The 21,967-nt window shown below is 48.8% G+C and carries 23 protein-coding genes; 13 read left to right on the top strand and 10 right to left on the bottom strand.

What is annotated here, in order from left to right:
- Positions 1 to 20 precede the first annotated feature (20 nt).
- Entirely contained in the window at positions 21 to 830 is an 810-nt protein-coding gene (locus tag ICC18_RS25510) for an ABC transporter ATP-binding protein (RefSeq protein ID WP_188177279.1), read from the top strand.
- 78 nt (positions 831 to 908) lie between these two features.
- Here ICC18_RS25510 and ICC18_RS25515 read toward each other — a convergent pair whose 3' ends face one another.
- Positions 909 to 1,277, bottom strand: a complete 369-nt coding sequence (locus ICC18_RS25515) for an O-methyltransferase (RefSeq protein ID WP_188177379.1) — start codon at positions 1,275 to 1,277, stop codon at positions 909 to 911.
- Between the two features lie 285 nt (positions 1,278 to 1,562).
- Between ICC18_RS25515 and ICC18_RS25520 the strand changes: the two genes are divergently transcribed.
- Complete coding sequence (locus ICC18_RS25520; protein WP_188177280.1) at positions 1,563 to 2,813, top strand: methyl-accepting chemotaxis protein; 1,251 nt, start codon at positions 1,563 to 1,565, stop codon at positions 2,811 to 2,813.
- Between the two features lie 64 nt (positions 2,814 to 2,877).
- Here the strand turns inward: ICC18_RS25520 and ICC18_RS25525 are convergent, their stop codons facing one another.
- On the bottom strand, positions 2,878 to 4,683 hold the full coding sequence (locus ICC18_RS25525; RefSeq protein ID WP_188177380.1) for a M3 family oligoendopeptidase: 1,806 nt from the start codon (positions 4,681 to 4,683) through the stop codon (positions 2,878 to 2,880).
- 158 nt (positions 4,684 to 4,841) lie between these two features.
- Between ICC18_RS25525 and ICC18_RS25530 the strand changes: the two genes are divergently transcribed.
- From ICC18_RS25530 to ICC18_RS25540, 3 genes are read left to right on the top strand one after another with little or no spacing between them, the layout of a single operon-like run.
- The gene (locus tag ICC18_RS25530; protein ID WP_188177281.1) at positions 4,842 to 5,006 is read left to right on the top strand and encodes a YycC family protein; all 165 of its coding nucleotides are present in this window, start codon (positions 4,842 to 4,844) and stop codon (positions 5,004 to 5,006) included.
- 3 nt (positions 5,007 to 5,009) lie between these two features.
- Positions 5,010 to 5,243, top strand: coding sequence for a hypothetical protein (locus tag ICC18_RS25535; protein WP_188177282.1), 234 nt, complete (start codon positions 5,010 to 5,012; stop codon positions 5,241 to 5,243).
- Positions 5,244 to 5,281: 38 nt separating this feature from the next.
- Entirely contained in the window at positions 5,282 to 6,391 is a 1,110-nt protein-coding gene (locus tag ICC18_RS25540; protein ID WP_188177283.1) for a GGDEF domain-containing protein, read from the top strand.
- 45 nt (positions 6,392 to 6,436) lie between these two features.
- Here the strand turns inward: ICC18_RS25540 and ICC18_RS25545 are convergent, their stop codons facing one another.
- On the bottom strand, positions 6,437 to 7,138 hold the full coding sequence (locus tag ICC18_RS25545) for a DUF2225 domain-containing protein (protein WP_188177284.1): 702 nt from the start codon (positions 7,136 to 7,138) through the stop codon (positions 6,437 to 6,439).
- Between the two features lie 45 nt (positions 7,139 to 7,183).
- Positions 7,184 to 7,576: a globin domain-containing protein gene (locus ICC18_RS25550; protein ID WP_188177285.1), complete on the bottom strand. Its 393-nt coding sequence runs from the start codon at positions 7,574 to 7,576 to the stop codon at positions 7,184 to 7,186.
- Positions 7,577 to 7,861: 285 nt separating this feature from the next.
- Here ICC18_RS25550 and spoVV point away from each other — a divergent pair, with 285 nt between their 5' ends.
- The 4 genes from spoVV (at position 7,862) to ICC18_RS25570 (ending at position 13,341) form a co-directional block, all read left to right on the top strand.
- Positions 7,862 to 9,100, top strand: coding sequence for a dipicolinic acid transporter SpoVV (gene spoVV, locus ICC18_RS25555; protein WP_188177286.1), 1,239 nt, complete (start codon positions 7,862 to 7,864; stop codon positions 9,098 to 9,100).
- 46 nt (positions 9,101 to 9,146) lie between these two features.
- On the top strand, positions 9,147 to 11,702 hold the full coding sequence (gene glgP / locus ICC18_RS25560) for an alpha-glucan family phosphorylase (RefSeq protein ID WP_188177287.1): 2,556 nt from the start codon (positions 9,147 to 9,149) through the stop codon (positions 11,700 to 11,702).
- Positions 11,703 to 11,845: 143 nt separating this feature from the next.
- Positions 11,846 to 12,532, top strand: a complete 687-nt coding sequence (locus tag ICC18_RS25565) for a PilZ domain-containing protein (RefSeq protein WP_188177288.1) — start codon at positions 11,846 to 11,848, stop codon at positions 12,530 to 12,532.
- The gene (locus ICC18_RS25570) at positions 12,529 to 13,341 is read left to right on the top strand and encodes an NAD kinase (protein ID WP_188177289.1); all 813 of its coding nucleotides are present in this window, start codon (positions 12,529 to 12,531) and stop codon (positions 13,339 to 13,341) included. Before ICC18_RS25565 ends, ICC18_RS25570 begins: the two co-directional genes overlap by 4 nt.
- 61 nt (positions 13,342 to 13,402) lie before the next feature.
- Here the strand turns inward: ICC18_RS25570 and ICC18_RS25575 are convergent, their stop codons facing one another.
- Positions 13,403 to 13,717, bottom strand: a complete 315-nt coding sequence (locus ICC18_RS25575; protein WP_188177290.1) for a YutD family protein — start codon at positions 13,715 to 13,717, stop codon at positions 13,403 to 13,405.
- A 48-nt stretch (positions 13,718 to 13,765) separates the two neighbouring features.
- Positions 13,766 to 14,647: a lipoyl synthase gene (lipA, locus tag ICC18_RS25580; RefSeq protein ID WP_188177291.1), complete on the bottom strand. Its 882-nt coding sequence runs from the start codon at positions 14,645 to 14,647 to the stop codon at positions 13,766 to 13,768.
- 205 nt (positions 14,648 to 14,852) lie between these two features.
- Here lipA and larE point away from each other — a divergent pair, with 205 nt between their 5' ends.
- Genes larE through larC form a run of 3 tightly spaced genes read left to right on the top strand, consistent with a single transcriptional unit; the run spans position 14,853 to position 17,450 of the window.
- Entirely contained in the window at positions 14,853 to 15,701 is an 849-nt protein-coding gene (gene larE / locus ICC18_RS25585) for an ATP-dependent sacrificial sulfur transferase LarE (RefSeq protein WP_188177292.1), read from the top strand.
- Positions 15,698 to 16,480 carry a nickel pincer cofactor biosynthesis protein LarB gene (gene larB, locus ICC18_RS25590; protein WP_188177293.1) on the top strand — a complete coding sequence of 261 codons (783 nt, stop codon included), beginning with the start codon at positions 15,698 to 15,700 and terminating at the stop codon, positions 16,478 to 16,480. The genes larE and larB overlap by 4 nt, the downstream gene beginning before the upstream one ends.
- A 10-nt stretch (positions 16,481 to 16,490) precedes the next feature.
- A complete protein-coding gene (larC, locus tag ICC18_RS25595; protein ID WP_188177294.1) occupies positions 16,491 to 17,450 on the top strand; it encodes a nickel pincer cofactor biosynthesis protein LarC in 960 nt (319 codons plus the stop codon).
- A gap of 21 nt (positions 17,451 to 17,471) precedes the next feature.
- Here the strand turns inward: larC and larC2 are convergent, their stop codons facing one another.
- Positions 17,472 to 17,957: a nickel pincer cofactor biosynthesis protein LarC2 gene (gene larC2 / locus ICC18_RS25600; protein ID WP_188177295.1), complete on the bottom strand. Its 486-nt coding sequence runs from the start codon at positions 17,955 to 17,957 to the stop codon at positions 17,472 to 17,474.
- A gap of 115 nt (positions 17,958 to 18,072) precedes the next feature.
- Here larC2 and ICC18_RS25605 point away from each other — a divergent pair, with 115 nt between their 5' ends.
- On the top strand, positions 18,073 to 19,125 hold the full coding sequence (locus ICC18_RS25605; protein WP_188177296.1) for a M23 family metallopeptidase: 1,053 nt from the start codon (positions 18,073 to 18,075) through the stop codon (positions 19,123 to 19,125).
- Positions 19,126 to 19,134: 9 nt separating this feature from the next.
- Here ICC18_RS25605 and yunB read toward each other — a convergent pair whose 3' ends face one another.
- From yunB to sdaAB, 3 genes are all read right to left on the bottom strand, one after another.
- Positions 19,135 to 19,929 carry a sporulation protein YunB gene (gene yunB, locus ICC18_RS25610; protein WP_223192858.1) on the bottom strand — a complete coding sequence of 265 codons (795 nt, stop codon included), beginning with the start codon at positions 19,927 to 19,929 and terminating at the stop codon, positions 19,135 to 19,137.
- Between the two features lie 421 nt (positions 19,930 to 20,350).
- A complete protein-coding gene (gene sdaAA / locus ICC18_RS25615) occupies positions 20,351 to 21,226 on the bottom strand; it encodes an L-serine ammonia-lyase, iron-sulfur-dependent, subunit alpha (protein ID WP_188177297.1) in 876 nt (291 codons plus the stop codon).
- Positions 21,227 to 21,239: 13 nt separating this feature from the next.
- Positions 21,240 to 21,923, bottom strand: a complete 684-nt coding sequence (gene sdaAB / locus ICC18_RS25620) for an L-serine ammonia-lyase, iron-sulfur-dependent subunit beta (protein WP_188177298.1) — start codon at positions 21,921 to 21,923, stop codon at positions 21,240 to 21,242.
- Positions 21,924 to 21,967: the final 44 nt, after the last annotated feature.

Below are 21,967 nucleotides of genomic sequence, written 5' to 3' on the forward strand. Positions count from 1 at the left end.
ACAAAAAGGAGAGCACATTCATGATGCACGTAACGGCTCTGGAAGCACAATCGCTTCAGTTGACATATGGAGAAAGCACGATCTTCAAAAGTTTGAACCTGCAAATTCCTAAAGGCAAAATTACCGTCTTTATCGGTAGCAACGGTTGCGGGAAGTCAACGTTGCTGCGATCTCTGGCGAGGCTGTTGAAGCCGAAATCGGGAAGCATTCTGCTCGATAGCTCCGAGATCGCCAAACTTACTACCAAAGAAGTAGCCAGACGCATGGCGATCCTGCCGCAGGGTCCGTCTGCTCCAGAAGGACTAACAGTGCTGCAGCTCGTGAAGCAAGGCCGTTATCCTTATCAGAGCTGGCTCCAGCAGTGGTCCGCTGAGGATGAGATTAAAGTGCAGAATGCGCTTCGCTTAACGAATATGCTGCCTTATACCGATCGCAGTGTAGACTCTTTATCCGGCGGTCAGCGCCAAAGAGCCTGGATTGCCATGACATTAGCGCAGGATACGCCTACCATCCTCCTGGATGAGCCTACTACTTACCTGGACTTGACCCATCAAATCGAAGTTCTCGACTTGTTGTACGAGTTGAATGAGAACGAGCAGCGTACCATCGTTATGGTGCTGCACGACATCAATCTCGCTTGCCGTTACGCCCATCACATCGCAGCCATCAAGGATGGCTCGGTCTATGCGGAAGGTAAGCCTGAAGACATTATTAACGAGAAACTGCTCCAGGATGTATTCGATATGAAGTGCAATGTCTCCCTTGATCCCATCTTCGGAACGCCAATGTGCATTCCGTTTGGCAAAGGACGCATGCTGTCCCTGGTATGAAAAAAGAAGCATCCCGGTCACTAGATGAATGAGTGACCGTGGGATGCTTTTTTAAATAAGAAGTATAGGAAATAAGTGCTAAACCGTTCTTGCAAAATTAGACATGTTATAATTACTTTCCAGTTGAATGCTGGCAGCCAGCACATTCTGCTTGATCGTGAAATCGTACATGATTTCTCCGTGAGTCCAGTTCAATTTGTACTTCAGCGATTCGATCGCCATTTGTCGGAAGGATTGATACTGCAGCTCCGATAAGCCTTTGATGCTTGCGTTTGGAAGAATGCCCCCTTTGCTCTCTAATGGTAAATGCTTGATTCCAAACTTCCCGATTACATTATTGCGAATGTGAATAAACACCGTCCCCGAACTCACATGCAATAACTCTTCCTTAATCTCTCTGAATACCAAATCCACCTGTCTCGCTAATGGAATCTGATCCAAATTCATCATCTCTCTCCTTTGTTATCATATTTTGTCATATAATGTAACATATGACCGTAGACCTATTATACTCAGTGCCTTCGTATAATTCAATACACTATTGCCAATATTTTGAATATTTTATGTATTCTTTATCAAATCTTTACATATATCCAAAACGACTATTCGCCAAATAAGATGAAAATATGTCGAAATGTTGTAGAATCTTTCCAGATTCAGTGATATAATTTCAAACAAACACCTTAGAATTCTGCACATATTTACATTTTTCGCAGAGGAGTCGGTATTGGAATGGGTAGCATGTCGTTTAGAAAGAAATTACAGCTCGGTTGTTATGCGCTGATTGGATTAAACTCGATTTTTATGCTAATTGTTACGTTCACAACAGATTGGAACCGCTTACTTGGTATCATTTTCCTAGTCGTTCTGATTGGAGGCAGCTATCCCTTCATCAAATGGTTTGAGGGGCAACTAACAGAACCGGTTGCTGATTTGTCCAGAATCGCACTGAACATTGCCAAAGGAGATTTTTCCCAGAAAGTAACCGTAACTTCTGACGATACGCTCGGTCAGTTGGGACAATCCTTTAACAAAATGATCGATAAACTGCGGGAAATTCTTAAGGATACAGGCTCGATTTCAAAGCAAGTTTTTCAAACTAGCCGGGATATTTATACGAAAAATGAAAATTTCCGCTCAGTTCTGGAACAAGTCAGCGTATCCGCTCATGAACTTGCCTCCGGTGCCGGGCAAATCTCCGAAGAAGTGTCTGGCGTATCGATAACGTCTAAGGACATTGAGATCAAAATCGAGAGCTATGCCGGCTCCGCCAAAGAAATGAAAGCACGTTCGGATCAAATGATGACGCTTGTAGAAAAAGGACGCACCTCGGTAGAGAGCCAGGGCGCTGGAATGAAGCGAAACGTCGAAGTGACGAAACAAGTATCCGAAACGATCGATTTGCTGGCTCGCCAAGCCGCAGGCATCACAAACGTGACGAATTCGATCTCGGAAATTGCAGAGCAAACCAACTTGCTGTCGCTTAATGCCTCTATTGAAGCAGCCCGTGCCGGCGAGCATGGCAAAGGTTTCGCTGTAGTCGCACAAGAGGTACGCAAGCTGGCTGAAGAGTCGACCTCTCTAACCCGCGAAGTATTCGGTTTCGTCAAAAGCATCGAGCAGGGCATTCAAGAAGCGATTCGCAGCATTCAAATTAACGAAGATGTCGTTAAGAAACAAACACTGCTCATCGATCAGACGGAAATTGTATTCGCCGAAATCGTCGGCAGTGTCGGCTTCATTTCCGAGGAAATTACCCGCTTCGCCGAAGAGAGCGAGCAAATGCTGGCCAGTTCCGAGCAAATTGCCGCAGCGATGGAAAATATTTCAGCCATCACCGAGCAGTCGGCTGCCGGTACTCAAGAAGTTTCTGCATCCATGAATGAGCAGATCGCTACGGTGCAAGGCATTGTCAGCCAAGCCGAAGAGATGACGCGTGTCGTCACGCAATTACAGCAGACGATTCAGATTTTCAAGCTGTAACCCATCCCCCACAAACACAGAAAATACAAGAAGGCTCCCCTCGATCAACAAGGGAGCCTTCTTTTTACGCCTGTACTTTAGCCTCAGTAAGCGCCATGAACTGTTTTACATCTTCAACCGCCATATCGACGGCGCCCTGCCAGAAATCAGGCTGTGTCAAATCGATGCCGAGATGCTTCTCGCCCAGTTCTTCGACAGTCATGCTGCCCGTATCTCGAAGCAAAGCAATATACTTTTCTTCGAAGGCTGAACCTTCTTGGACCGCTCTCGCGTAGATCCCTGCGCTAAACAAATAGCCAAACGTGTACGGAAAGTTATAAAAAGGAACATCCGTCGCGTAAAAATGCAGCTTAGCTGCCCAGAAATGCGGGTGATAGCTGCTTAGCGCATCTTTGTAAGCTACTTTCTGCGCTTCTACCATCAGCTCGCTCAATCGCTCTGCGCTTACCAGTCCCTGACGACGTTCCTCATAGAAGTTCGTCTCGAAAATGAAACGCGCATGAATGTTCATGAAGAACGCAATAGCGCGCTGGATTTTATCCTCGAGCAAAATAATGCGCTCTTCATCGGTCGCTGCACTCTTCACGACGGCATCCGCTACAATCATTTCTGCGAATGTGGATGCTGTTTCCGCGACGTTCATGGCATACTCTTGCGCCAAAGCTGGCATATCGTTCATCACATGCTGGTGATAGCCATGGCCGAGCTCATGAGCAAGCGTGGATACATTGTTAAGCGTGCCTCCATATGTCATGAAGATCCGGGTCTCTCCCGCCAGAGGGAAAGACGTGCAGAAGCCCCCTGGTCTTTTGCCTGGACGATCCTCGGCTTCGATCCAGCGATTCTCAAATGCTTGCTCGGAGAATGATGCAAGTTTCGGACTGAAGCGCTCGAATTGATCCACGATCAGCTTCGCTCCGTCATCGTAGGAGATCTTTTTGGAGGAATCGCCAAGCGGCGCGTCCACGTCGACCCAAGCCAGCTTATCAACGCCAAGCAGCTTCGCTTTGCGGTTCAAGTAATCAACGAAAATCGACTTATTGCGGTCGATCACTTCCCACATGACGTTGAGCGTTTTCTCTTGCATGCGGTTAATACTAAGCGGCTCTTTATGTACGTTCTTCCAGCCTCTGTACTTATAGATCTGTAAACGGAATCCGGCCAAATGATTCAAAGCTTCTGCGCAATACTCCGCTTTGTCCGCCCAGGCGTTTTCCCATTTTTCGAAAAGCTCCAGACGCTCTTCACGGTTTTCCGTATGAAGCTTGTTGAATGCCTGACCTGCGGACAAGTCGACTTGCTCGCCATCAATTTCAACCGGCATGCGGAATTGACCAACGGTCGTATTATACAAGTCTCCCCACCCATGATAGCCGTCTACGGCTAAATCATTGATTAAGGCTTCCATTTCAGGAGACAGCTTTTCCTTTGCCAGCGTACGGCGTTCATCCAGTGGGAAGGCGATTACCCGGAAAGGCTCTCCGGCAAGGATCGCTGCCCATACCTCATCGGGAATGCCTGTCAGCACTTGATCAAAGTGGGTTAGCGACGATAGATGTTCCGCGAGCAAGCTTTTGACCTGTCCGCCAAGAATGGCCGCTTTTTTATCTTTCTGATTGTCGGCAAGCAGGCAACCTACGAATGAGTCCGCTTCATGAACGTGTTTCAAATTGCGTTGAAATAATTCTACAATTTCTATTAGAGAAGCCGTATCCTCTGCGCTTTGCGGTGAAGCCATGCTTCTCACTTTGTCTTGAAATGCGGCGATTGATGACTGCAGCTCCTTTAAAAATGTCGCGAAAGCGGGAGACTCGCTACCGCCAGGAAAAAAGGAGTCCAAATTCCATGTTTGATTAAGTGGCAATTTCAGCAAGCTGATCACCTTTCCTTTCTTTTTTATTAAATCATACTTGACACGTAATCGCCAATTGTTCCCAATCTCAGCATTGCTTCTAGATAAAAAGTATGATATCAATTAAATATAGTTCCACAAGGACAATTCGGAACAGGATGGTGTGATCGTTCATTATGAAACCGTTACAAATTTCACCGGAAACAGCTCAAAAATTAGCCGAACAGCTCAAGGTGCCGCTCGAACATCTGATGCACATGCCACAACATATCTTACTTCAAAAATTGGCTGAGCTCGCTAAGGCCTCTTCGCCTGACAGCAGCGATCCGGAAAAGAAGTAACTCTTGATCCCTTTTGCTAACACATGGCCCTATGAGATTATTATGAAGGACGTCTATGTGGCGGAGTGTCCGTTTTGTCATAGCTCTAATGTGCTGTTACCGCTCAAAATCCACGAACTGCAATCCATTCACGAAGGTAAGAAAAAGCTGCTTGTGTTTCCTTGTTGTCACAATAAGCTGACGCTCGTAGACACAGACCGCGATTATTTATTGGCGGATTGCGCTATACGAAAGTAATCACCGTAGCTTCCGGGCTTAAGGAGTAGGTTAGCCCTATGAATGAATATCTCATCCCTCTTACAAGCGCATGTACGCTGGTCACCCTAAACTACATCGCAACCAAGCTTCGCAGCAAGATGCTCATCGAGTCGCATGAGCACCTTCTTGCCCCGCTGCTGACTGGTCTAGCCAGTATCATCATGATGCTGCAGCCTCTGCCGGAGGCGTTTGGTTTAATCGATTTACGCTCACTGCCAATCTTCATGGCCGGCTTGCGATATGGACTCCCTGTAGCCATCCTTTCCACTGTGCTGCCATCCGGTTACAGCTTTATTCTCCAAGAAAATCATGGCCTGTTCGTCATTGCCCAAGACCTGGCAGCTCCTGCATTGCTTAGTTCTTTCTTTCATAATAAAGAGTATCGCAGCGGCTTCTTGGACATTCCTATTCGTCACGGCTTGCAAATATGTACGCTCGTATTTATCGTACGCTTGATGACTCACGCTTATCTCACTGGCAGCTTTTCGCTCGATTATGCTGCGGACCTGTTGTTCATGCAGTTCATCATGACGGCTACGTTTATACTCTTAATCGCCATGGTCAATGATGAGAATAAAAACTGGCGGCTGCAGCGGCAATTGGAAATGCAAGCCAATCAAGACGGTCTGACTCGGCTGCCTAATTTGCGGAGTTTTATTTCTATCGCCAAGAATGCAATGAGGATGCGTAAAGTGTCGATCATGATGATCGACATTGATAATTTCAAGCGGTATAACGATCACTTCGGCCACTTGGAGGGGGATCAGCTGCTGCGGGATATTGCCAGTATACTGAGGCATTACGTTCAGGAACAGGATTACGTCGCTCGTTACGGCGGCGAAGAATTCATTCTGATCAGCACGGAAACAGACCCTATCCGCCTTGCCGCGTATGCCCAGCGTCTATGCGAAGCTGTAGCAGGCAGCTTCCAAGAGCAGTCAAACAACGTCTACCCGCAAATTACAATCTCGATCGGAATCTCTATTGCCGGAGCGCCGCAGGAAGAGCTGCAGCAAATCATCTCGGAAGCCGATCATGCACTTTATGAATCCAAACATAGCGGTAAAAATCGTTTTACCTTCTACACGGGTGCGAAAATCGCCAAACACAAAATGAACGCTTATTAATTCAAGGGAAGATAGCGAGCCCTAGAATAATAAGCGTTCATTTGTTCATGTAGCTTGCTTCATTTCTTCCGGCAGTTCCATCCGTGCAGCGAGCATGTCTTCACGCGTAACGATCCACTGTTCCCGACTTGCCCGGATCATACTCGCATCCATAATTTTCCGATCATTAATGACTCTCGAAAACCACTTCACCGCATCGTTATAGTTGCTCAGCCTGCGGCTAAGCTCGCCCATCAGATACATCAACCGAGCGTTATTCAAATCCATGCCTTCTGTTTCGTATACACTTATGTACGCTTCCAACGCGAAGGTCAGAAACCGCTTCTCCTGTTCCCAGTCGCCTCGTTCACGATACAGCCAAGCGATGTGATGGAGCAGTCCGGCCACGATTCGAGACTTTTCGTTCTTAATCTGTGCGCTGATCAGCGCTAGCTTGTAGGCTTGCAACGCATCATCCCAAGTCCGTTCACCGCTGTAGTCGCGCATCGTCCAGTTCTGTACCACTCTCGCTTGGAACATATCCCGCTGTGCCGGATTCCACTTGTCAGAAAAGTTTTCCGTATGCGCATAGCCGCACGTCGGACAGATTCGAACGACATAAAATTCAGGATTCAGTTCCTTATAGTGAAGACAAAAATCCGTATCCGTCTTCGTTGCTTTTTTGAAGCTGGGACGAACTTTTTTCGTCTTGTAGGCGAGGTTGCAGAACGTGCACCTCACCGTAATGTCATATAAAGGTTCAATCATCGTGGAACCCCGCCTTTTTCAAAAAAAGTATGTAGGAGTGGAGAACTATTCGGTATCGGGTGAATTGACGAAGTGATAGGCAGAGCCTTTCAACCGTTCTAACAAAAAGTCCCGCAGATCGTTCGGCAGGCCTATTTCCGACATAGCCGCAGCCATACAGCTCAGCCATGCATCCGCGCGCTCTACCGTAATGGGGAATGGCATATGCCTCGCCCGCATCATCGGATGTCCATACTGGTCCGAATATAAGGATGGTCCGCCGAAAAATTGGCTTAAAAACAAGTATTGTTTCTCAATAACTGGTGTAAGATCTGAAGGAAACAGAGGCGCCAGCAGAGGGTGATTTTGCACTTTGGGATAAAAGGCCTCCACGAGCTTGCGGATCGTCTCCGCTCCCCCCATAAGTTCATACAATGTACGGCGATCACTGTCTGTCATGCTGTCTAACCTCTCTTTATCTGTGTAGAGCCATCAGTAGTTTTCTAAATCCTCATCAGCCGAGTTCATTAATGTTTCTCGTATGACAAACACAAAAGCACATACGACGATTCCAGCAATCACACCTGTCATATGAATCACTCCCGCTGTCAAGGATATACGACTTTACTTAGTCCTATTTTACCATAAAAGCTTGCGGATAACAGTACCAAAGTCCAAGTTTTTTGGGACGGCATGTATGTCCACCCCTATTCATATAGTGGAATGAAGGAGGTGTGCCTTGCGATGCAGAAACGAAATTTCACCATAGCGTTATTGACGGTTTTCATCATCATTGCCATCATCATCTGCTTATTCTTCTTCCCTCACGAAGGCATGAAGGCTGCCTTGCGCGGCGTTTCCATTTGGTGGGACGTGCTCTTTCCCGCCCTGTTTCCTTTCTTCGTCATCTCCGAAATTATGCTCGGCTTCGGAATCGTGCATTTCTTCGGTACGCTGCTCGATCCCATGATGCGTCCGGTCTTTCGAATACCCGGCATCGGCGGCTTCGTCATGGCGATGGGTTTCGCCGCCGGTTACCCGGTCGGTGCCAGATTGACCTCCCAGCTCTGGGAACAGCGGCTGGTGAATCGTGAGGAGGGTGAACGGCTGGTCGCGTTCACCACGAGTTCCGATCCAATATTCCTGATCGGAGCGGTTTCTGTGGGCTTCTTCCATGACGTGTCCCTCGCCATGATCCTTGCCGTAGCCCACTACGGCGGCTCTGTGCTGATCGGTATCCTCATGCGGTTTCACGGGAGGAAGAGCATGGGCACGCCTTTGGAAGGCAAAAGCAAGGGCTGGTTGTGGAAGCGCGCTTTTGAAGCGATGCACACCGCGCGGATGAATGATGGAAGACCTATTGGCGTTCTGCTGAGCCAATCCATCCTCCATTCGCTTAGCCTGATCTTTGTCGTCGGCGGACTGGTCGTTTTCTTCTCCGTCGTGCTCGAGGTACTAACGGCAGCTAAGGTCATGAACTTCATGTATCTCCTCATCCAAAGCGCCCTGCAAATGACCGGTCTTCCGCACGAGCTCTCGCAGGCGGTGATGAACGGCCTCTTTGAAGTTACGCTCGGCGCCAAAACCGCCGCCTCCGCCGCCGTAACGCTAGCCTTATCCAGCAAAGTTGCGATTGCCGCCTTCATCCTGTCCTGGGCCGGTCTGTCCGTTCATGCCCAGGTCGTCAGTCTGCTGAGCCATACGAATCTTCGTTACCTGCCTTTCGTGACGGCTCGATTCGTACATGCTCTGCTCTCCGCTGCTATTGTGCTCGTTATTTGGGAGCCTATGCAGCAATTTCGAGACGGCGTGACTGCATTTTTGCCGGAATACGACGCCGCATCCCCCCTTTCCAGCTTTCTGAAGCTGCTGGTCCCCGTTAGCGGGACAATCATACTTTCAACTTTTTCAGTCATTGTGCTCCTGTTTATCGCATACTCCTTTCTTAAACTGATGTATGAAAAGGTTGGTGGATCAAGATAATATGGGTATTCATGAAAATCCAAACAAAGGAAGAGGACACCAAGATATGCAAGTTGCCTTAACGAAACCAATAAGACCGTTGCCGCAAGCCATTCAGCGGCTTACGGATCTTGCATACAATCTCTGGTTCAGCTGGAATCCAGATGCGCTTAAGCTTTTTGCCCGTATAGATGCAGCAAAATGGGAGCAATCCGGTCATAATCCGGTGCGCCTGCTTCAAGAATTGGATGATGCGCAGCTGGAAGCGCTTAGCAAAGAAACAGATTTTATGAATGCCTATCAACAGGTGATTGCCGCGTACGATTCGTATATGAGTGGAACCGCATGGTTCCAAGAGAAGCATGCGGATCGAAGCTACGTACAAATTGCATATTTCTCAGCGGAATTCGGTTTTCACGAATCGCTGCCCATTTACTCCGGCGGGCTGGGCATTCTGGCCGGAGATCACTGCAAATCGGCGAGCGACCTCGGTATCCCTCTCATTGGCATCGGGCTTTTATATAAAAAGGGGTACTTCACGCAAAAAATTGACATTTCCGGCGGCCAACAGGCCGAACTGCTTCAGTATGATTTCAACAAGCTGCCGATTAAGCAAGTGATGAAAGATAGTCTTCCGCTTCTTGTAACTATAGATATGCCGGGGCGGGCAATCTCTTTACAAGTATGGAGCGTTCAGGTCGGCAGAAATACCATTTATTTGCTGGATGCCGATCATGATGCCAACAATCAAGCGGATCGGGAGCTTACCGCTCAGCTCTATGGCGGCAACCAGGATACGCGTATCGCCCAGGAAATCCTGCTTGGCATCGGCGGTGTTAAAGCGCTTAGAGCTATCGGGTATTACCCGAATGTATATCACATCAATGAAGGGCACGCCGCTTTCCTTACGCTGGAACGATTGAAGGAGCTGCTGCACCTTGGTCTTCCGTTTCACGTTGCGGTTGAGACCGTGCGAGCCGCCACTGTATTCACGACTCATACGCCCGTGCCGGCCGGACATGACACATTCTCCATCGGGATGGTGGAACATTATCTGGGACCGCTGCTGCAGGATTTATCCCGCCACAAGCAAGAGATCATTGCCCTGGGACTCGACTATCATTCGGGTCAATTCAATATGACCCATCTGGCGATGAACACCGCAGGGCTGCGCAATGGCGTCAGCAAACTGCACGGCCAAGTATCCCGGGAGATGTTCCGTGAATTTCACGGCAATATCGATGCCGGAGAAGTGCCTATCGATTCCATCACGAACGGCGTGCATCTGGACACCTGGACGGCGCCGGAATGGAAAGAATTGCTGGATCGCTTTCTCCCTGGTACCTGGAGGCAGGAGCAGGCCAATAAGGATCAATGGCAAGCGGTCAAGGTCATACCGGATGATTCGATCTGGAAGGTTCATATGCAGCTGAAGGAGAATATGATCCGCTACGCGCGACGTAATTTAGCAGAGCAGCGCAGACGCAACGGGGAATCGGAAGAGCGAATTGAGGAAGTCAGGCACTATCTGAATCCAAAAGCGCTGACGATCGGTTTTGCCAGGAGGTTCGCCACTTACAAGCGAGCCAATCTGATTTTTAACGATTTGTACCGCCTGAAAAAATTAATCAACGATATCGATCGGCCGGTACAATTTATTTTTGCCGGCAAAGCGCATCCCGCCGATTTTCCCGGACAAGAGCTTATCCGTGAAATTTATCGCGTCTCGCAGAAAAAAGAGTTTCTTGGAAAAATCGTCATCCTTGAAAATTACGACATGAATATGGCCCGCTACTTAGTGCAAGGGGTCGATGTCTGGCTGAACAACCCCCGCAGACCGCTGGAAGCAAGCGGAACTAGCGGACAAAAGGCAGCGATGAACGGTGTACTGAATTTCAGCGTACTGGACGGTTGGTGGGAGGAAGGTTATAACGGTTCCAATGGATGGGCGATCGGATCTGTCGGCACCGCAGACTGGGACCTACAAGAAAAAGAAAATACCGGAGCCATTTATAAGATTCTGGAGAAGGAAATTATTCCTCTTTATTATAATCAAGGCGAGCTGCCTCATCAATGGATTAGCCGGATGAAACGCTCGATAGAGTCGCTCAGCCCTGTTTATAATACGCATCGCATGGTTCAAGACTATACAGAGCTCACATATTTGCCAACGGCAGACCGGGCCAGACATTTTGCGGGCAATGGCTATGAGGTCGCAACCAAAGTAGCCGATTACAAAAGGTTCATCAGCAGCAATTGGTATCATGTGAAAATCATAGGCGTTGACGACCGTTCCGCCAAGATTTCAACCTCAAACCCGTTGGTTCTTAACGAGCAGTCCACCAAAGAAGTTACGGCGGACGTTTTATTCGGACCCATCTGGCCGCCGGATACCGTCGTTGAAATTATTTATTATGAGGAACACAATGGCGCCTGGAACCAAATTGTAGTCCCGATGAAGCCTGCAGGAGAACCTGCAGATCAAACACAAAAATATAAAGCGGCCATTCCCGGCCATCTCGTTCACGGGCCTCACTTCTCAGTACGCGTTCGGCCGGTCAGCTCCAATTTTGTCCATGACTTCGAGCTTCCATTAGTGACGAGCACGCTATCCTGGAAATAGAATATGAGCTGCGCATAATTTCCTATGTTTCGACAAAAGCCCCGGTTGGGGCTTTTCTTATTTTCCTTTATTGATTATTATGAAAGAAGAGTCATGTTATGTTTCTCGGTTCATGAATGCAAATCTATCCACTTGGTGATGCTATGGATTGGAATAAAGCACTAGAACTAGAATTGATTGCACCCAAAACAGACTGTCGACTGATTATCGTCGGTGAATCCAAGGATGGTCAACCATTCTGCTGCGAGGAAAATTTTAAGATTGAGCAAATTGGCGATTCTTCTTTCATTGTATTTTTAGAGCTATCAGGCCTTTATCCGTTTGATAAACTTGAACATGTGTCCTTTATTGAGTTCTCCTTTAAAGACCACGGCCTTTTATATTTTACATATGTCGACCTGATTGCACTCGAATTGAAAAAAACTTGCTGTCTGCTTACACTTTCGATTCCTGATGAGATTCATACCCGGCAAAGACGCCGCTTCAACCGCTCGAAGCTGTCGATTAGAACCCCGGTTACACTCCAAATTGTCGGAATACGCGGTCAATCTATACGCAAAGGCGTCGCTTTTGCCGGGCAGCTGCTTGATATTAGCGGAGGCGGCCTTTCTTTTATCACCACGAATCGGCTTTTTTATCGATTATTTTTGGAATTCAGTTTTATTCTGCCGCACTTCCCTCATCCCATTACGGTATACGGCGAAATTGTCCGGGTCACGAACATCGGCCATGATGCTTATCGGGTCGCCGCGGAATTCCGGCATACACCTGAGACGATTCTGAACGAGATTGAGAAATATTGTTCGAAAGTAGGAGGTTTAGACCATTGAAATACAATGTGATCGAGCGAGGGGATGAAATCTCCAAGCAATTAACGGACCGGTTTCATGTACTCGCTGCTCAGCAAGGCATGCCCAGGGATGAAGAGAATCCGGACATCGTCCTCTCGATTGGCGGGGACGGCACGATGCTGCAGGCGTTTCATAAATATGTGCAGCAGCTTGACACAATCGCATTCGTCGGTATCCATACTGGACATCTTGGTTTTTTTGCCGATTGGAAACCAGACGAGCTGGATAATCTGGCCGCTTTGATGTTTAGCGTCACAACGCCTGAAGAGCTGCGCATCGTTCAATATCCATTGGTCGAGATCGAGATCACAACGGGAACCGGCGTTGAAACCCATCTGGCGCTCAATGAATTTACGCTGCGGGGTATTGAAGTATCACTTGTGGCCCAGCTTCACATTAACGATGAGATGTTCGAAATGTTCCGTGGCGACGGGATTTGCATCTCCTCTCCTGCAGGCAGTACGGCTTATAACAAAAGCTTGGGCGGCGCCATGGTACATCCTTCCCTGGAAGCGATCCAGGTCGCCGAGATTGCTTCGATTAATAATCGCGTCTACCGTACGCTCGGCTCACCGGTCATTTTACCGAAGCATCACCACTGCGATATTTATCCTAAGGCTCACCAGAACATGCTCTTGTCTCTCGATCACCTCTACATGCAGCGCAGTGACGTCGTATCGATCCGCTGCCGTGTAGCGTCGAATGCGAAGGTCAAGTTCGCGCGTTTCCGACCGTTTCCTTTCTGGAACCGTGTACGCGAAGCCTTTATTGGTTATGATGTCAAATGAAAATAGACGCCCCACTCGCTGTAATGAAGCGTTTGAGGGCGTCTTTTAGTTGTAAAGTTTGTCAGGAAACGGGCACGCTGGTTTCTGCCGATGCGCTCTGCTTGGCGTTTACTTTCTCAATAATAAAGTAGGCACAGCCGAAGTTGCAGTACTCATTCAAATAATCCTGAAGCGCGGCAATCGAGCTTTCTTTGGTTACTTTCGGATGATTCTCTTTGAAGAACCCCCGCAGCCTCAGTTGGTTGTAACCCCAGTCCCCTACGATATAATCGTAACGCTCCAGCACTTCACTAAAGCGGTCTCGGAACACTTCGAAATTCCAGCCGTTTTTGTGATCGGTCACTAGTTCGTATGTTTTATTTGCGATATGGATCATGATGTTAGGAAGCTCTCCTTTCTAAAGATCCGTGTAAAAGTAGAAATGCTAAACGTTCGTTGCGGTTGCCGATTGAACTTGCTCATGCGCATGATAAGAGCTTCTTACCATCGGTCCGGATTCCACGTGCTTGAAGCCTCGCTTCATGCCCTCTTCTTTCAGGACAGCAAACTGCTCCGGCGTATAATACTTCTTCACATCCAAATGTGTAGGGGATGGCTGCAAATATTGTCCAATGGTCATAATATCGCAGTCGATCGCGCGCAGATCATCCATCGTTTGGAGCAGTTCGTCCCACTCCTCGCCAACCCCAATCATGATGCTGGATTTGGTCGGAATGTTCGGCGCGATCCGTTTGGAGCGTTCCAGCAGTTCAAGCGAACGGCGATACTTCGCTTTGGACCTTACCCGGTCCGACATCCGCTCGACAGTCTCAATGTTATGATTCAAAATGTCCGGCTTCGCCTCCAGCACAGTAACCAGTGACGCTTCGCGTCCCAAGAAGTCTGGAATGAGCACTTCTACGGTACAGAGCGGCATTTTGCGGCGAATCGCTTTGATCGTCTCAGCGAAAATCAGCGCGCCTCCATCTTCCAAATCATCACGGGCAACGGAAGTCACGACGCAATGACGGAGCCCCATTTGCAGAGCGGCATCGGCTACACGTTCAGGCTCTTGTAGGTCGAGCTCGGTCGGAAGCCCAGTTTTCACAGCACAGAAACGGCATGCTCTTGTGCAAATATCTCCTAATATCATAAATGTCGCGGTGCGATTCGCCCAGCATTCGTGAATATTCGGGCATTTGGCTTCTTCGCAAACGGTATGCAGCGTCTTAGAACGCATCATGGATTTTAATTCTTTAAAATTCTCACCTGTGGTGAGCTTAATTTTGAGCCACTCCGGTTTTCTCTCCAGAGGTTTTGTAGGCATCGCTAAATCCCGCCTTTTTATTGGTTTCTCGATGTTGTTATTATAACATGAATGCTTGACAAAACAATCCACTTTGCCGGGCAGTTGTGATACACTAAGTTAGATGACGATTCTCTCATCAGTACAATAAGAGGTAATCGCATCTAGATAGACCAGAGACCAAAGCAGCTGCGCATACATATAAGCTGTATGGGAGGGAAGAATCATGAGCATTCAAGAAACAACGCGTGACAAAGACAGACGATTAGGCGAGATCCTTAGAGGCATGGGCCGTGTGTTAGTCGCCTTCTCCGGAGGCGTGGACAGCACATTTGTCTTGAAACGCGCACAGCAGGAGCTTGGGGATCAAGTATTAGCCGTCACCGCAGCTTCGGAAACGTTTCCGTCACGCGAGTTTGACGCAGCCGTCGAACTTGCCGAACAAATTGGCGTCCCGCTGTACAAAACAGAGGTCAAAGAGCTGGAGAATGCAAATTTCGTCGCCAACAATCCGGACCGCTGTTACCATTGTAAAACGGGACTTTATTCACATTTGCAGCAGCTAGCCAAAGAATTAGGCTACCCTTATATTCTAGACGGATCCAATGTCGACGATCTCGGCGACTACCGTCCGGGCCTCCAAGCCAAAAACGAGCAAGGCGTTCGAAGTACGCTTCAGGAGGCGGGCCTTACCAAGAATGAAATCAGACAGCTTTCCAAAGAGCTCGGACTGAAAACTTGGGATAAACCTTCCTTCGCGTGCTTATCTTCCCGTATTCCATATGGGACGAAGATTGAGAAATGGAAAATCGATCAGCTGGACGAAGGCGAGTACTTCTTGTCCCAGCTTGGGTTATATCAAGTGCGCGTACGTCACCACGACAAAATTGCCCGGATCGAAGTGATGCCGGATGAAATTCATAAGGTCGTCGAGCATCGAGACGCCATCTATGAGAAATTCAGCAAGCTTGGATTTACCTACGTGACGCTTGATTTGCAGGGCTACCGAACCGGCAGCATGAATGAAGTGCTGTCCGAGGAAACCAAAGAAAAGGTGAAAGAAGCATCCTTATGATGGATTTGGAAAAGATATTAAAGCTCGTCCAGACCGGCGACCTGGACGTAGAAGAAGCGAAACGGCAAATCATCAAGGATGGCACTGCCGGCGCGAGCGGCAATACCACCCTTGACCTTGGATTTGCCCAGCTGGACATCGAGCGCGAGAAGCGGACTGGCTTCCCCGAAGTCATCTTCGGGGAAGGCAAGACCGCCGAGCAGCTCGAGGCGATTTTCCGGCGGCTCATGGAGCACACCGACCGCGTGCTCGCCACGCGGGTAGATGCGGCCAAAGCCGCCCACGTGGTAGGTGCCGTCGAAGGCGTCACCTACCACGAAACCGCTCGGGCGCTCACCTGGTTCAAGCGCCCGATGCTCAAAGTCCACGACGGCTACATTGCCGTCGTGTGCGCAGGCACCTCCGACCTCCCCGTTGCGGAGGAGGCTGCCCTTACAGCGGAATGCCTGGGCAGCCATGTCGAACGTATATACGACGTAGGCGTAGCCGGCATTCACCGGCTGTTCCGCCGGCTCGACCTCATTCGCGGAGCGAACGCGATTGTCGTCGTTGCCGGCATGGAGGGCGCGCTCGCCAGCGTCGTCGGCGGGTTAGTGGCCAAGCCTATCGTCGCTGTGCCGACGAGTATCGGGTACGGCGCGAACCTTGCAGGGATCGCGCCGCTGTTGTCGATGCTGAACGCCTGCTCGCCAGGCATCTCCGTCGTCAACATCGACAACGGCTTCGGAGCCGGTTACTACGCCGGACTCATCAACAAAAATATGTCGAAACGAGCGTGAGACTCTCATTATGCGTATTTTGTATTTGGATTGCTTCTCCGGTATCAGCGGCGACATGACGCTCGGCGCTTTGGTCGATGCCGGGGCAGATCGTGCTTACATAGAAGAAGAGCTTACCAAAATAAAGCTTGAGCCTTACATGCTCGAATGGAAGCGTGTTGTCAAACGCGGCATCTCAGCTCTCAAGCTTGATGTGCTTTTGGATCCACACCATCCGCCGAAGCATCACAGGCATTACTCAGAAATTGTTCGCATCATTCAATCGGCAGGATTCAATGAGCGGGTTACCGCACTAAGCTTAGCCATTTTCGAAAAAATCGGCATCGCTGAAGCCAAAATCCACGGCATTCCCGTGGAAAAAGTGCATTTCCATGAAGTAGGCGCTATCGACTCCATCGTTGATATTGTCGGTGTCGCTTTGGCCATAGACTCGCTGCAGATCGAGCGTATATATGCCTCACCTGTACCGCTTGGCTCAGGAACGATACATATCGATCACGGCATCTATCCGGTACCCGCTCCCGCAACATTGGAAATGATGCGCGGATTGCCGATCGCTTCCACCAACTACAGCTTAGAGTTAACTACGCCAACCGGCGCAGGCATTATTTCCGGTATTGTAGACGAATTCTCTCGAAGCTTCCCGCCGATGATCGTTGACACGATCGGCTATGGGGCTGGAACAAGAGATTTGCCTAACCAACCGAATGTACTTCGAGTCGTTGTCGGTAAAGTCGATCCTTTCATCGGCAAATGGCAAATAACTCATGAGCATCTTGTCCATGAACACGGTCATACGCATTCGCACGATGACCATCATCACCATTCACATGACGAACACCACGGACATTCGCATGAGCATCATCACGATCATCATGATCATCACGAGCATAAACATACTCACAACCACAGTCATGAAGGTACGCATGCTCACATTCACCACGCTGGAACCGACCCGGTTGCCCAGTGAAAAAACGCCTCTTCCTGCTCGTCAGGAAGGGGCGTTTTGTTGTCTCTCCATAAACTGTTTTCGCACTTCGTCATAGACCCGTTTAAGCGGCACTTGATACTGTTTAGCGACTTGTTCGCACTCTTTGAATTCCGGTGCATATTGCACCAATTTTCCTTGGTGATAGCCCACTTTAACGGTTAGAGGCCCCCACTGTGTCTGTACTTTCTCGAATTCTCTAGCCAAGCGGTGACAGGACGCATGCATATACCGGATACCCAGCGTCGTCGTTTCGCTAAAAATAACCTCCTCAACCTCCATGAGCAGATCGGCTGCCAATAGAACGTTCAGCATGATGCCAGGTCTCGCTCTTTTCATAATAATCGGCACCACAAATACATCGTTGGCGCCAAGATCAAAAAGCTTGTCCATAATATAAGAAACCCACTCGGGATTCATGTCATCCAGATTGGCTTGAATTAATAGCATTTGATCATCCACATGTTCTTCTCTGTGATTAAAACTCATGGCCCCCACCTCTTACAGGCATCATAGCAAAAATTGGCTGCGAACTAAAGAGACGGGATAAACATTCTGAGAACAGCGCATCCTAAGAACTAACATTTCAGGAAGGATGATAGAGATGATAAGCAGACCTATTTGGCAACGGGTTCTTGTTCTTAGCCTACTCCTAGCTGCAACCGAATCGGAAATCCAATCCGTCAGTGCCGCATCTAATGACGTAACTTATGTGCAAGGACCTGCACCTGCTCCCTCTAAAAATACAAGCGCCCTATATGCTGAACGCAAAGAGCTTTTTGAAAAAACAAGCACGCTGACCGGGATACCATGGACCTACCTCGCCGCAGTTGACCAATATGAGCGAACCATAAATATCGCTAGAAAAAGACCTGCTCACCAAGGACTTACAAGCATATATTTTGCCGAATCGGATTGGACAGGTCTGATGAATCCGGACCAACAGGATACGAATCCACAAACCATAGCCCTGTTCCAAGGTTATGGAAGGGACGGTTCTGGGGATGGCGTGGCAGATCGTAACAATGATTTGGATGTGCTTGCTTCAATGACTGCTTTGATGAGCAAACTGGGGACGCGAGATGAACAAATGCAAATAAGCCTATGGAATTATTATCAAAATTCACGCAGCGTTGAGCGAATTAAACAATTCGCAGCTATTTATAGGGCATTCGGTACGCTGGATTTGAATGGGCATGCGTTTCCATTGCCTATCGGATCCGATTACTCTTATCGCAGCACATGGGGAGACAGCCGCGGTTGGGGTGGGCATCGTATCCATGAAGGTACGGATCTTTTTGCCCGACACGGAGTGCCGGTCCGCAGCACTTGCTACGGCATTATTGAAATTAAGGGCTGGAATCCTTATGGCGGCTGGCGAATTGGTATCCGTGATGTAAACAACCTATACCACTATTACGCACATCTTTCGGGGTACCAAAAAGGCATTAAGGAAGGTGACATCGTGGAACCGGGCCAAACCATCGGCTGGGTAGGCAGTTCAGGTTATGGCAAAAAAGGGACATCCGGTAAGTTTCCCCCTCATTTGCATTTTGGCCTTTATCGTGACAACGGACTTGCCGAATGGAGCTTTGACCCCTACCCATCCCTTCGGAAATGGGAGCGTGAAGACCGTAACAAGCGAAAGAACAAATAAGCCGTCCACTTATCGTGGCGGCTCTTCCTGTTCCTTGTTTTCCTGGGGTACTGCGCTCTCTCCTTTTGGCGCTGTCGTGTTGACATTCGGTAAGCTTGGAATAGACAGGTTTGGCGGGACAGCATCTTTATTGCTGCCAACCGGATTTCCTTTATTATCAAAATAATAAGTAGGCACATCACCGACGACCAAAGAGTATGAGATGGGGATTTCCGTCTCTACAATTTCCGTATCTGAATCAAATGGAATAATAACAGATACTTCAGCAATGATGCGCACATATACCTCGAATAGCACCATGTTAATGCCCGCATTCTGGGAACGCGTATTCAAATCAACCTTTACATTCCCAACCGGCAGCAACTTAATAGGAATATCCGGTCCAAAAGAGGCCAAAATGGCGCTATTCATCGCCTGCCCCACAGGGATATGATCGGAAATTTTTTGCAAATTGTTCAGTTCGCCTTGTACGGTTCTGATCGTATCTGAGGTGATCCGCATGTGCTCCGCATAATTGAGCATGAACCCGGTAATCTTGCCGTTTTTATCGGTTTTCCAATCGATAAGCTGCTCGGCGTCGGCATTCCTTGCAACGTGATCGGCAATCGCGCTATTTATCGCTTGGGTAGCGATCTGCTTGATACGGACTTTAGCCAAATTCATGAGCGGCGGACGCAAATTGCGCTCTACGAACATGAATGACTGAACGGCAAACAAGACAAAGATGAGAAGCCCAATAAGCAATACCCGTTTGCGGCTTGCATTTCCCGCAGGCCGGCTTCTCCACCGTCGTCTATGCAGCATTCCCTTCCCCCCCGCCGGCTTGTCATTACTATCACCTTATGCATACATAGGACAAAAAAGAAGACAACACTGATAAGAACCAGATAGCGTGCCAGTGCTTAGTTCGCTTTTTTACTTGCCCATAGTTTAATTTCCTCACCCCAAAGTCGCTAACAATTGAGCATGTTCCTCACTGACCGGTGAGCATGCTCCCTTTGCTGACTTATATCATTTGAAACTTTCTTATGGGCACTATCCCGTAGCCTCAGATTGTTTGATGTTGAGTCTGAGTCAATGGGATAATGCCCATAGAGTAGTATTAACAGTTACTATGAGGGTAGGGGGGGCAAGTTGAGTAACTGTTTCTGATCTCCGGCCAATCCTCCAAAACGAACTAAGCCACCTTCACTTAGAAAGGTGGCTTAGTTCGTTTTGGTTCGATCTATTTTTTCCGCAAATCATTCATTATTTTGCGTCCGGTTGGTGTCTGCGCGAGGCCGCCGCCAGCGGTTTCTCGATGTTTCTCTGGCATCGAGGAGCCGACTTCAAGCATCACTTGAACGACTTCGTCGGAAGGGATGACGCTGCGCACACCGGCCAGGGCCATGTCAGCGGCGGCAAGAGCTGTTACCGCTCCGAAGCCGTTGCGGACGATGCAAGGTATTTCAACGAGACCGCCTACGGGATCGCAGATCAGGCCGAGCGAGTTTTTGAGGGCAAGACCGACTGCATGGATCGCTTGCTCGGGGGTGCCTCCCCTAAGCTCAACCAGAGCACCGGCAGCCATGCCGATGGCTGAGCCGACTTCCGCCTGACAGCCGCCCTCCGCGCCTGAGATAAAGGAGTTATTGGCGATGACGTAGCCGATCGCACCGGCAGCGAATAAGCCATAAACCATGTGCTCGTCAGACCAACCAAAGCGCTGCTGACAGCTGATGAAAACACCAGGAATAATACCGCATGAGCCAGCGGTTGGTGTCGCAATTACCCGCCCCATAGAAGCATTGACTTCCGAGACGGCAAGTGCGTAGGCCATCGCCTCACTAGCCGCTCCACCGAGATTCGGCTCGGCTTGCTCTCTGTATGTCATGACTCGCTGAGCGTCCAATCCCGTCAGTCCGCTGCGGGAGGTTGTATTTTCGTGCAACCCCTTGTCGACTGCCGTTTTCATGATCTGGTAGTATTCGGCCATCTGGGCAAACACCTGCTCGGATGACTGGCCTGATTCCGCACACTGCTCTTCGAGCATTACATGTCCAATACTCATATTTCGCTGCTCACTAAGGAGTCTGAGCTCTTGTAATGTTGTAAAATTCATTCCGATTTCTCCTCTAGCGTTTATCTCTGTTCAAGTCAATGACATCCACGGATTGAATCGCTGGAAAGTTCAACAGTTCAGAGATTAGCTCAGACGAAACAGGTACGTCCAGTTCCATAACTGTCAGCGCATCACCACTCCGGCTTTTACGATCAACCGACATATGCCCAATGTTCGCTTGTCTCTGCTTAAGTAACTGAGTGGCATCCGCAACAACGCCTAGCCAGTCATTATGTTTAATAACGAGTGTCGGATAAGAACCGGTTAGCTTCACGCTAAATCCGTTGATCTCAATAATTTCAATATTTCCGCCGCCGATTGACGTTCCCACGATCGATAATTGTTTGGAGGAAGAGACGGAGGAAAGAACGATTTTAGCTGTATTCGGATGTGTGAACAAACCCTTTCCTTGATCAAAGGTGACCTCTATACCACATTGTTTTGCAATATCTAACGATTGTGTAATTCTGGGGTCGTCTGTTGGCCAATCCAGCAGCCCGCCGACTATGGCCAAGTCTGTTCCGTGGCCTTTATACGTTGCAGCAAAGGAACCATAAAACAGTACATGCGCCCGATCCAGCTGTTCGCCGAACAATTGTCGAGCCGCTTTACCAATCCGAACTGCACCTGCCGTATGAGAACTGGAAGGTCCGACCATAGCCGGACCAATAATTGAAAAAACATCTTTAAATCTCATAGAGGAAGCCTCCATACCTGTAAAAAAATCTTACTCCATCCTAT

The sequence above is a fragment of the Paenibacillus sedimenti genome (genome assembly GCF_014534655.1).
GTDB lineage: Bacteria > Bacillota > Bacilli > Paenibacillales > NBRC-103111 > Paenibacillus_E > Paenibacillus_E sedimenti.